This window comes from Bacillus sp. CR71 (assembly GCF_003429245.1).
In the GTDB taxonomy this organism is placed as follows: domain Bacteria; phylum Bacillota; class Bacilli; order Bacillales; family Bacillaceae_G; genus Bacillus_A; species Bacillus_A thuringiensis_S.
On record NZ_CP031748.1, the window covers coordinates 2,004,347 to 2,016,956 of the forward strand.

The following is a 12,610-nucleotide window of genomic DNA, read 5'->3' on the forward strand; positions in this document are numbered from 1 at the left end:
CAGGAGGAAAACCTGATACAGGAGGAAAACCTGATACAGGAGGAAAACCTGATACAGGAGGAAAACCTGATACAGGAGGAAAACCTGATACGGGAGGAAAACCTGATACAGGAGGAAAACCTGATACAGGAGGAAAACCTGATACAGGAGGAAATCCAGACACGGGAGGAAAACCTGATACAGGAGAGAAACCTGACACAGGAGAAAAACCTGATACAGGAGAGAAGCCAGACACTGGGACAGATAACGGTAGCAATTCAAAAATTATTGAAAGTACAACGAATCAAGTTATACATCAAAAAACAGAAAAAATACCAGATATTACTTCTAGTGTATTAATAAAAGAAGCAGTAGATACAGTCGAAAGTTATCAAGGTTTAATGAGCCTTTACGAAATGTATTATGGGATTGATTTAAGAACGAAAGATGTAGGTCCTAAGTTAGAAGAGGGAAGTTTAGATGCAATTGCGACGGATCAATCTTTGTACTACGTATTAAATAAACAAAGCTTAATCGATTTAATTTCAAATCTTGTTTCATCAAGTATTACTACAGAAATAAAGCAAGATATGTCAGGTTTAAAACAAAAAATAAACTCTTATCAACAATCTATTACTAGTGCGGATCAAAATTCTATGCTACTAGCGGAGAAATTAAATGGAACGACGCAACAAGCAACTAGTATGAATGAAAATTTAGGAGAGTATGTAAAAGGTTTAGCGAAATGGCGTGAGAATAGCTTAAAGCTAGTTGAAGAGCAGCAAGTAGTAACAACAAATCATGCTGGTGAGCAAACGGCTGTTTTATCGTTAGATTCTGGTATTAAATCATTAATGATGCAAAGTCAGTCATTGGTCGAAAGTTCGAAGCATAGTTTAGCAACTTCAGACGATGTATATAAAACATTTGATCAAATTAATGGACAAGCAAAAGAAATTCAAGACAGCGGAACGACAATTGTTTCAAAAGCTGATTTATTATTAAATGACTTTACAAAGAAAATGGAAGATGATAAATCATTCTCCAAAAACTTTACGAAAATTTTAGCGAATAGTCGTATTGGAGATCGTCAAAATGAAATGCTATATGACTTTTTAGCTAGTCCAGTTCAAAAGCAAAATGATGGAGTAATTGTAGCAGGTAATGCTTTTACACCGTACTTAATTGTATTAACTTGTTTCATTGTTGCATTATTTACAGCATACGCAATTGCGAATCAAGAAAAGAAACGAATGCAATCGGATCATTTTGAAGAGAAATTCTCATTAATTGATATGAATGTACCAACTACAGTAGTAGCTTTCGGTATATCAATTGTGGAAGGAATTAGTATAGGTATCATTTCTGGGCGTCTTTTAAAGTTCGGTCAGGATCAAAGTTTACTATGGATTGCGTTCATCACATTTATTATGATGGCGTTTGTATTGGTCTCAACCTACTTATTACGACAAATAAAAATGGTAGGAATGTTTATACTATTAGTATTTTTAAGCATGTACCTATTTTTAACTGAGGCAGTTGGAAGTAAAGTAGATCAAATGTCTTCTGTCGGAAAGATACGTCAATTCTCACCGCTTCAGTATATAGAAAGTTTTCTAAATGATTTTATTAGTGGTAAAGATACTGGGAAAGTTATTTTTGTCGTATTGTTTGTAATTGCCATTATTGGATTGGTTAGTAATCTATTTGTATGGCATAAGAAATGGGAGGAAAAAGAAGTAAATGATCAAACAATGGAGCATAGTGGCTAAGTTATCATTTCTCTCTATCCTTTTACTGTTTGTCGCGCTACCGATAAGGAGCGCGGCTGACAGTTATCTTGGTGATGATGGGAAGATTAAGTTTAAAGTGGATCGACTTGAAGAAAGCGACCAAGAAAAAAATAAAAAGGAACATAAGGAAACAGAATTAGATAAAGCATCAATTGAGTTATTTAACCAAGATATAGAAGAAGAAATTGAGAAAAAGAAAAAGAAAGAACAAAAAGATATGGAAGCTCTGCGAGATTCTCTTTTTATAAAACAAAAAGAGAATAATAGTGTTAAAGATACGAAAAATAGTTTGTTTAGCAGTGAATACATTGTCAGAAAAAGTGCAGATGAAGTAGCGAGTAATGAAACAATGAATGAAGAGCCAATTAGTATAACAATAATATTATTATTTGGCGGCGGCATTCTACTTATTTGCATCGGTATTTATACGGTTCTTCGTAAAAGTTGGAGGTAAAGCGATGGCAATACAAACACATATTAATGTCACAGTAGATTTTAATAAATGGAATGGAAATACATACGATTTGCGTATTCCGAATCACCAATCTATTAAATATTTATTGAAAAACTTATTAGATACGCTAAAGATTGATAATCATGAAGGTTCACATTTTGTAATTAAAGTGAAAAATAAGTCAATTGTTTTAACAGATAATGATCGTTTAATTGATCACCAAATAACAGATGGAGATATTTTGCAAGTTTTATAAAGAATATTTTTTACTTTTAGTTATTTGAAAATAAGTTATTACGGGTTATAAAGAAAAGGAGAAGAGGATAAACATGACGGAAAAAATAATTCAAATTGATGCAATGAACTATCAATTTCAAATAGAAAAAGAAAATTGGAAATTGGAGATGACCAAATCTCAAACACGTATAAAAGACTTCCGTCAATTCGATATAATTACGGGCGTATCATCTGAATTTGTACCATTAACAATAGAAGAAGCGGATGATATGTTTACGTTTCTATATCAAGTAGATAAAAAATTATATAAGTGGGACAATCTTAGCCGTTTTGGAAGAAATGAGAAATTAAGACTACTTCGGAATGTTGCGCAGTTTCGTAAATATTTGAATAAACGAATCACGTTCTTTTTACATCCAGACAATATAGTTTTTAATGCTAATTTAATACCAAGTATTATACATAGAGGAATTCGAGATATTGTTCCACCAACCCCGTTATCAGAAGAACAATTTTTAACACAATATAAGTGTCTAATTATTGCTTTATTCTCCCAAAAACATAACTTTGATGATTTGTATGCTGGGTTACTAAAAGATGCAAAAGAAACAACATTTGAACAGACCGTTGCTCAAATGGAAAGCTTAGATGCATTACTGCAGTTTCTTGATGACAGCTTTGAGAAGGAACAAACAAAAACAGAGAAAAATATGCAGTTAGTACCTAAAAAAAGCTATAAATCGTTTAAATACTTAGCTTTTTCCTTCATAGCGGCGACAGTTATTTTAGCTGCTCCTTTAATATATTTCACTTTTATAAAATTTCCTTATCAAAATAAATTGTTAGAAGCAAATGCAAGTTTCATAGCAACTGATTATGACAAAGTCATTACGCAATTAAATGAAGAGGAATTTGAATCATTACCGATTGCATCTAAATATGAGTTAGCATTTGCATACATTACAGCTGAAAAACTAGGTGAAGCTCAAAAGAAATCGATTATGAAAAACATTAGTTTGAAAAGTGATGAAAAGTATTTGCTGTATTGGATGTATAACGGAAAAGGTAATTTTGATAAATCATTAGATTTAGCTAAGACACTTGATGATCCTCAGCTTATTATGTACGGCCTTGTTAAACAAATTGAATCACTGAAAAATAATCCGGATTTATCAGGAGAAGAACGTGATCAAAAGTTAAAAACATATGAGCAACAATTAGATGAATATAAAAAGAAATATGGCAATTCATCAAGCGATAAAAATTTTTCGGACACAGAGAAAAAAGAGTAAGCACTTGATGAGACAGTTGAAAAGGAGCAGTGAACACGGATGGAGCAACTATTAGTATTGACTTATGGAGACAAAATATATAAGTGCACATTACATCCAAATGAGCAATCAATAGTGTCGATTGGAAAAGAGTGGACAAATGATATTACGAATCCAAGTTTAGAACAAGAAATAGAGTTAAAGTGGAATAATGAAGTAAATGCTTGGATGGTACAGGATCAATTAATAGAATTCAATAAGGAAGTTGAGATTGGAAAAACAAGAGATGTGAGCTTGAAAATCTTTATATTTATTATTGGCACAACTAAAGTGTTTGATATCGGAACGAAACTTTCTCTTACAGTGAGTCGAAACGATTACGATGATATTTCTATTACCGGGACTAGTGTAGATTTAATGCTATCTCGCGAAACGTTGTACGATTCTTTTAAAGTGAACGTGTATGGCGGGGATGTATTTCATAATTATACGAAGTTAAAAGATAGCGTTATGTTGGAATCAGGAGACGTATTATATTTTGATGGTATTTTATTGGAGATTGGTAGTGAAGACATTCAAGTACTTTCTTCAGAAGATAAAGTGAAATCTGCGTTACCTATTTTAGTAGAATCAGAAACGAATTATCAAAGTGGTTATCCAGACTATCATCGTTCACCACGTATTATTTACCGTGAACCAGAAGAGAAAATGACAATTGCAAAGCCTTCAAGTATGCCATCAAAACCAACGGAGCATTTAGCAAGAATCATTGCACCTTCACTTGTCATGATTGTCGTAACTGTATTACTTGCTATTTTCATGAAATATGGAATGTTTATTATCGCATCGATTGCGATGACATTAGTAACAATCATTGTTTCTGTCACATCGTATATTAAAAATTTGAAGCAATATAAAGTCGACATTGTTGAACGAGATAAAAGCTATAGAGAGTATATAAAACAAAAAACGAAAGATTTACATGCAGAAAGTGAAAAACAGCGTCACGCATTACATTATCACAATCCAAATGTAGAAGTAATACGTAATATGGCAGTTCAAGTAAATCCTCGAATTTATGAAAAAACAATGTTACATCATGATTTCTTAACATTTAGCGTTGGAACAGGACAAGCTAATACGAGTTTTGAAATTCAATTTAATGAAGAAGAATTTAGTCAAACGAAAGATGAATTAATTGATATAGCACGTGAACTAAGACAGCGTTATCTATCATTGGAAGATGTACCAGTTGTAACAGATTTAATGAATGGACCAGTCGGTTATATTGGTCAACGCTCTTTAGTGTTAGAGCAATTACAATTATTAGTTGCACAAACGGCTTTATTCCATAGTTATTATGACTTGCAGTTTATTACTATTTTTCCGGAAGAAGAAAAAGAAAAATGGGATTGGATGCGCTGGTTACCTCATGGAAGTGTTCGCGATATAAATGTACGTGGATTTGTATACCATGATCGTAGCCGTGATCAAGTGTTAAATAGTTTGTATCAAATATTGAAAGAACGAAAATTAAAACTAGATGAAAAAAGTTCTACTAATGAAAAAATGTACTTTGCACCGCACTATGTCGTTCTCATTACAGATGAAAAACTAATATTAGACCATGTTGTTATGGAATTCTTTAATGATGATCCGAGTCAATTAGGTGTATCACTTGTATTTGTACAAGATGTTATGCAAAGTTTACCGGAGCATGTGAAAACGGTAATAGATATAAGAGATGCAAAACAAGGGAACATCATCTTAGAGCAAGGAGAGCTTGTTAACCGTCAATTTAAACTAAATCATGTGCCAAAAGGGTTCAATTTAGAAGATATTTCAAGGGCATTAGCACCATTAAATCATTTGCAAAACTTAAAAAATAGTATTCCAGAAAGCGTAACATTTTTAGAAATGTACGGCGTTGAAAAAGTAAAAGAACTGAATATTACAAGTCGCTGGGAGAAAAATGCAGCGCATAAATCTTTAGCTGTACCACTTGGATTACGTGGGAAAGAAGATATCGTAAACTTAAACTTACACGAAAAAGCACACGGACCACACGGGTTAATAGCAGGTACAACAGGTTCAGGTAAATCAGAAATTATACAATCGTACATTTTATCTCTAGCAGTTAATTTCCATCCGTACGAAGTAGCCTTTTTACTAATTGACTATAAAGGCGGCGGTATGGCGAATTTATTCAAAAACTTACCGCATTTATTAGGAACAATTACGAACTTAGATGGAGCACAAAGTATGAGAGCGCTCGCATCAATTAAAGCTGAATTACAAAAAAGACAACGATTATTTGGGGAAAATGATGTAAACCATATTAATCAGTATCAAAAACTGTATAAAGAAGGCTTAGTAAGTGAACCGATGCCACATCTATTTTTAATTAGTGATGAATTCGCGGAACTGAAGTCAGAACAACCAGAATTTATGAAAGAGTTAGTTTCAACAGCGCGTATCGGTCGTTCACTCGGAATCCATTTAATATTAGCTACGCAAAAACCGAGTGGTGTTGTAGATGATCAAATTTGGAGTAACTCGAAATTCAAACTAGCACTAAAAGTTCAAAATACGTCAGATAGTAATGAAATTTTAAAAACACCGGATGCTGCTGAAATTACATTACCAGGACGTGCTTACTTACAAGTTGGGAATAATGAAATTTATGAACTATTCCAATCAGCTTGGAGCGGAGCAGACTATGTAGAAAACAAAGAGGATAAAGAACATTTAGACGCAACAATCTATGCAATAAATGATCTAGGACAATATGAAATATTAAGTGAAGATTTAAGTGGACTTGGTAGCAGTAAAGAAGTAATAAGCGTACCATCTGAACTGGATGCTGTTATTGACTACATTCACGATTACGCAGAAATAAATGAAATTGAAGCATTAGCAAGACCGTGGTTACCACCACTTCCAGAAAGCGTATATTTACAAGACTTACATGCTATTCAGTTCAAAGAAGCATGGACGAAAGAAAAGAAACCATTACAAGCAACAGTTGGTCTACTAGATCAGCCTGAATTACAATCACAAACACCATTAACACTAGATATTAGTAAAGACGGACACGTAGCGGTCTTCTCAAGTCCAGGCTACGGAAAATCAACATTCTTACAATCAGTCATTATGGATGTAGCTCGTCAACATAGTCCGGAGCATTTGCATGTGTATTTATTAGACTTCGGAACAAATGGTTTAATGCCATTAAAATCTTTACCGCATGTGGCAGACATCATTACATTAGACCAAGTTGAAAAATGCGAGAAGTTTCTTCGTCGCATAGAAGACCTATTAAAAGATAGAAAGCAATTGCTAAGTAAATATGGCGTTGCGAGTCTTGAAATGTATGAGAGAGCTAGTAAAGAAGTATTACCAACAATATTAATTACATTAGATAACTATGATGCTGTTAGAGAAGCTGGATTTGTCGAAGATTTTGAACGCATTATTGCACAAATTGTACGTGAAGGGGCAGCGGTAGGAATTCATTTAATGCTTACAGCTACACGTCAAAATGCATTGAGAGTACAAGTAAATACAAATATTAAACTACAAATTGCTCTATATATGATAGATGAGGCAGAATCTAGAGCGATTGTAGGAAGAACAGAGTTGAAAATTGAAGAATTAGCAGGACGTGGTTTAGTTAAAATTGACGAACCAACAATCTTCCAAACAGCTTTACCGACAGATGGAGAAGATGTCCTTACTCGAATTGAAAATATACAAGCTGAAGGAAAAGAGATGGATTCCTTCTGGGATGGAGAAAGACCGAAAGCAATTCCTATGGTACCTGAAGTTCTAGAATACAAAGAATTTATTGCATGGCCAGAAACAAGAAAAATTATTGAAGCAGGCAAACTAACATTTGGTGTAGAAACAGAAAGCGTTACACCTCTCGAATTAGATTTAACGGAAGCGTCTAATATTGTTGTAGGGGGAATCAAGAAAGATGAAGTTGAAAATGTAGTTCATCAATTCCTTCAACAGTTAGCAGACAGTGGACACTTTGACCTAGGTTTAATTGATACAAGAACACGCAATTTCTCAAACTATAGAGAGAGCGCTGCTTTATATGTAGCTGAAAAAACAGGAATTGAGAAAACGATTAAACAAGTTACAAATGCTTATAAATCGAGAGAAGCGGCGTTTAAAGAGGAACAGGAAGCATCAAGTGAAACAGTGAACCCGGCAGAATTTATTAAGAAATTTAAGCCGATTGTAATCGTAATTGCAGATGTAAATGATATTTTAAGTAATTTAGAGGATAGCGATATATATAGTTTAGCGGAATTAATAACAAATGGTGCATTTATGGGCATCCACTTCGTAATTGGCTGTGATGTTGATTCAATTGACAGTCGATACGACTTAGTTTCAAAAACAATAAAAACGCAATCTCATGTTATTTTACTTAGAAAATCATCAGGCCAAATGGTCTTCGATGTATCTAATAAAGATTTAAGTAGTACAAAATTAAATCCATTTGAAGGGTATTTTGTTGAAAATCGTTTTGCTACTAGAATTAAAGTGCCAACTATTTAAGGGGGGATTTGCATGGGGATAGAGGAATTAAATAGTCAAAAATCTGGTTTATTAAGTAGTATAAGTCATCAACAAGGGCAATTGGCTGAACTACAAATGAAACTAAGAAGGCTAATAACTGCTAAAGGGAAATTTGTAAATAATCTTGAAGCAATTAAACAAAATCAAGAGCAGTTTAAGTCCTTAGAAATAAACGAGAGTAGTTGGAAAGGGCAAAGAGCAACTACTTTTAAAGAAACATATGAACAACAAGTCATTTCGAATTTAGGGAAGTTTATCGGAGAACTAGGGAGAGTGCAAGAAGACATCGATCAAGCTATACGGCGGCTTGAAAGAGAAATCGCTACATGTGAGTCTAGTATTCTTTCTCTAAGTAGAAGTGTTTCAATGGTTGACGCTAGTATTCAAGTAGAAGTACAGAAGGCGGGGAAATGATAAATGGGGGAAATTAAATTAAATAAAGGGGTATTTGATGCGAAAGTAAGTGATTTGAAAAGTGGTGCTAGTGATTTAGGTAAGACTAAATTTAATGGTATGCAGTTACATCGTACGAATTTAAGTAAACTGAAAAAATATTGTGAAGCGATTGAAAAGTTATCGAAAAAAGTGCAGCAATATGAACAAATACTACAAAAAGATATTAGTAGAATTCAGCAAACAGGACAAGAAATGGTTCAGCAAGATGAAAAGCTTGGAAAAGATTTGAAAGACAGTTCAGCTCACCGTGCTATGTAAAGGGAAAGGAGGGGGAAAATATGAGCAAAATCATAGAGTTACAAGAAGTAAAAGAACTGCAAGAGCGCTTTAATTCAAGTGCTGAAGAGTTAAATCAACATTTGGAAACATTGCAGCAAAAAATAGAGGACTTTACACAAATTAACTCTTTTCAAGGAAAAGCTGCTGATACTATTAAGAATCATTTATCTACAGTTCATGGAGCTGTTATCACTGGATTTACAGTTACAACGGAAATGTTAAAAAGTCAATTTCAAAAAGCAATAGAGGAGTTTAACAGTGAGGTTGACAGTGATGCAGATGCAAAAATTCATGGAAGTTATTTGGATGATGTAAAGAAAAAAGTTCATGGATATAGTGAGGGATTCAGCCACTCTAGTGAAGAGGCAAAAAAAACAGTAGGTACGATTAGTGACATCGTCGCAACTCAATACCCATCATCATCAAGTATCACTGAAGGCGCTGTAAAAAGCCAAAAAGAAATCAGTGATACATTAGAAAAATTAGAGACTTATAATAGTAAACAAAGTGACCTGCAAGAGTTTGATGAATTAATGCATAAAATAGATGAGGGAATGCAACAAATAAAAGTGAATAATGGAAATTTGTCTATCGCTGCAATAGGGAAGCTTATATCTAGCGTGGCAATTGGAAATATCATTAAGGTAATGGCAGATACAATGACCAAATTCGACATTAGTGTTAAGGGAACTAAGGCTCTTTTAGCTTCCTATATACGCATGCATTATGTTAAAAAGAATTATGCTTTAGACGTCCTTTTTGATCCTAAAGGTCGAAAAGGGAAAGGAGTATATGAACTATCGACATTAAAGAAAGAAGATTTGGTTAAAGTAGCAAAAATCCTTACAATGGATAATAATGATGATGTTTTAGTTCGATTTATCAAGAATAAATTAGAATTTGAATTTGGTGATTTAAAAACAACAAATGCACAAATAAAAAAAGCAAGAAAAACCATTTTAAAATTACCAGAGTTTCAAAGTTATCAAGATTTCCACGTTGATTGGGAGAAGAAAGGATTGCCTACTGCAATTGGGGAGAGAGGATTGAGTGCATTTAAGACTGCTTATGCAGACGGTTTAAAGGATTTACATCCTGGAAAATGGAAAGAAATGTTTAAAGGTATGGGGAAACCGGCCACAGTATTGAAAGGAGCAGGTATTTTTGGGGCTGTTGTGTCAGTCGGAGGGAATGTTGTAGACGCTACTAAAGATGATGGTTGGCAGTTACATGATGTAGCTGATATAGCAACAGATTCAGCTGTAGATATTGGAGCAAATGCTGGAGCGATGGCCACTGGTGCTGTAGCAGGGTCGTTTTTCCTTCCGCCGCTTGGAACTGTGGTTGGAGCTGGTGTTGCCGTAGGACTTACATGGGCAATTAATAAAAAATGGTCTTTTTTAGGAGGAGAAGACAATGCAATTGATCTTGCTAAAAAAGGAGTTAAAAAAGTAACACACAAACTTGGATCTATATTTTGGTAATAAGACTACAAGAAAGGTGCATATAGGTAATGTGGAATATAAAAGAAGAAGATTTAGATAAATTTCGGATGACATGTAAACGTCGATTAAGTCCTGAAGGTGCTTTTGGATTTATGATAGGAACAATAGTGTTTGTTTCAGTAATGATGTTTTTTCTTATTGGTACTTTAGTAACGTTTGGTTGGGACTATTATACTACTTTCTTTGAGAAAACAATCGTTAGAATGGAACTTGTGTTATATAGCTTACAAATAATTTTTTTAATTCTATATTCATTTCCAAAAGCTCGATTTAAATTTCAAAAGTTACAAACATTTGTTGTATTATTATATGCATTTCAATTAGGTACGATATTATTCACGGCTCTAATTCTTCCTGGAATGTCTGATTATACAATTGATCGAATTACATTAGTATATGTAGGTTTCTTATTTTTTGGAGCAGTGATTGTTCATATTGTGACAACGATTGATACGTTTAAACAGGCAAGTGAAGGTGCGTTTAGTATGAATGAAAGATCCGCTTCCTTTTTTAGTAAAACAAAAGGAACTATGATGAAAGTTGCTTCAATATACGCATTACTCCTACTTATTTTGATTTATTTTCATAATGATTATGCGTTTGATACTTTTATTGGGTATGTAATAGGTACTGTTTTAATGTATACGATAGCCATTGGTGCAGCTGAATTTCAGCTATTAGCGTATTGTAGATTTAAATTCCCTTCATTTAACATATCGTGGGAGCAACATAAAAGAGAGACTCCAAGATATCAAAAGAAAAATAAAAAAGGTAAATCAAAACGTAAGGCGTAAAGGAAATGAGTATAGTAGGTTTAAATGTTCGCCATTTACTATAATGTGGAAGGAATATGAAAGAGAGCGTAAGTGACATTTGAAGAAACAAAAGAATATATAGCCAAGAGAAAGAATAGTAAAAGGAGTAGGTATTATGAAAATTCAATATAAAGCATTATCACTTTTAAATTTAATTAGTATTACTCAAATTGTAAAAAAAGAAGATTGGTTATTACCTGCTATCGCACTGAGAAATCAAGTTGTTCATAATGGAATATATGCTGTAGGTCCTGTTCTTTTTAAATATCAGCCATTGGAAAATGAACCAGAGTACGGTGAATATACGTATTCTGTTCCAGTAAATGAGCGTGTTAAATTGGGAGAGAATTCTGCATATGAATACGTTGATGGATTAATTATTGAAGAGGCATTAAGTGTTCGATTTACTGATGAAGATGGTGATATTGAGGAGGCTTATAATTTAATACATGAGTTTGCAGAACAGCATCATATCAAGTTAGATAATGGTTTTTATCACGTATGTTTAGACGTATACGGTGACATGTGGCTAGATATTTATGCTCCTATTAGAGAAGTAGGTGAAACAATAAAATGATAATTGAAGGACAAAGTATTGCATATACAAATGTTGTTTCGAAAGAGTACTATTTTCATTACGAAGATATGGAAGAAGCAATTGAACATTTTATGTCAGAAATTGCAACAGAGAATTTAACAGTAAAAGGTCCGATGTTTTATGCTTTGAAAAATATACCATCTGATGAAAATATGTACGTTGAATTATTCATGCCAGTGAATGAAGATAAAATTCCAGCATCAGAAACACTTCAATTTAGGAGCTATTATTATGTTGATGAGATGCTCATGAAACGATATACGGGAGATTATGAAAAATTAACAGAGCAGGTATATGGTGAAATGCTTCTGTATATGGAGGATAATAATCTGAATTTAGCCTCGCCAATTTATCATGTGTTTAGCGGTGATGAGTCTTTACAGTATGTTGAAGTGAAGATTGCTGTATTTAATGAAGAATAATATTTTAAGCTTGTGGCTTTTAACATATGGAAACATCATGAAATATCATAAAAGAGATAGTTTTGAATAGGGTTTGGGGAAATATCATAAATAAAACCTTCTCTTCTCGTTAGAATGAGGAGGTTTTTCGTTCTCAAATTTATATGTAATTAACTTAATATTTCGACATGCGATTTTCAACGGGCTCATTCTGTATTGGTAGTAGTTA

At 33.4% G+C, this 12,610-nt stretch carries 10 protein-coding genes and 1 pseudogene; all 11 read left to right on the forward strand.

The genetic code is table 11. From position 1 onward, the window contains the following. Positions 1-1,751, forward strand: a pseudogene (locus DOS87_RS30085) (type VII secretion protein EsaA); the annotation flags it as partial. Beyond that, complete coding sequence (essA, locus tag DOS87_RS10320; RefSeq protein WP_000595661.1) at positions 1,723-2,226, forward strand: type VII secretion protein EssA; 504 nt, start codon at positions 1,723-1,725, stop codon at positions 2,224-2,226. The pseudogene DOS87_RS30085 and the gene essA, both read left to right, overlap by 29 nt. Before the next feature lie 4 nt (positions 2,227-2,230). After that, a complete protein-coding gene (locus tag DOS87_RS10325; RefSeq protein WP_001007566.1) occupies positions 2,231-2,482 on the forward strand; it encodes an EsaB/YukD family protein in 252 nt (83 codons plus the stop codon). A gap of 73 nt (positions 2,483-2,555) precedes the next feature. Beyond that, positions 2,556-3,755, forward strand: a complete 1,200-nt coding sequence (gene essB / locus DOS87_RS10330; protein WP_098578307.1) for a type VII secretion protein EssB — start codon at positions 2,556-2,558, stop codon at positions 3,753-3,755. Positions 3,756-3,794: 39 nt separating this feature from the next. Next, entirely contained in the window at positions 3,795-8,306 is a 4,512-nt protein-coding gene (gene essC, locus DOS87_RS10335; RefSeq protein ID WP_044784205.1) for a type VII secretion protein EssC, read from the forward strand. A 12-nt stretch (positions 8,307-8,318) separates the two neighbouring features. Beyond that, positions 8,319-8,741, forward strand: a complete 423-nt coding sequence (locus tag DOS87_RS10340) for a YwqH-like family protein (RefSeq protein ID WP_000510565.1) — start codon at positions 8,319-8,321, stop codon at positions 8,739-8,741. A gap of 3 nt (positions 8,742-8,744) precedes the next feature. Then, positions 8,745-9,041, forward strand: a complete 297-nt coding sequence (locus DOS87_RS10345) for a TIGR04197 family type VII secretion effector (protein ID WP_000503886.1) — start codon at positions 8,745-8,747, stop codon at positions 9,039-9,041. 20 nt (positions 9,042-9,061) lie between these two features. Continuing rightward, complete coding sequence (locus DOS87_RS10350) at positions 9,062-10,546, forward strand: T7SS effector LXG polymorphic toxin (protein WP_000034621.1); 1,485 nt, start codon at positions 9,062-9,064, stop codon at positions 10,544-10,546. Positions 10,547-10,575: 29 nt separating this feature from the next. Further along, on the forward strand, positions 10,576-11,361 hold the full coding sequence (locus DOS87_RS10355; protein ID WP_000267116.1) for a hypothetical protein: 786 nt from the start codon (positions 10,576-10,578) through the stop codon (positions 11,359-11,361). Between the two features lie 136 nt (positions 11,362-11,497). Further along, on the forward strand, positions 11,498-11,959 hold the full coding sequence (locus tag DOS87_RS10360; RefSeq protein WP_000701786.1) for a DUF5085 family protein: 462 nt from the start codon (positions 11,498-11,500) through the stop codon (positions 11,957-11,959). After that, a complete protein-coding gene (locus DOS87_RS10365; RefSeq protein WP_000582719.1) occupies positions 11,956-12,402 on the forward strand; it encodes a DUF5085 family protein in 447 nt (148 codons plus the stop codon). Before DOS87_RS10360 ends, DOS87_RS10365 begins: the two co-directional genes overlap by 4 nt. The last annotated feature ends 208 nt before the right edge of the window (positions 12,403-12,610 follow it).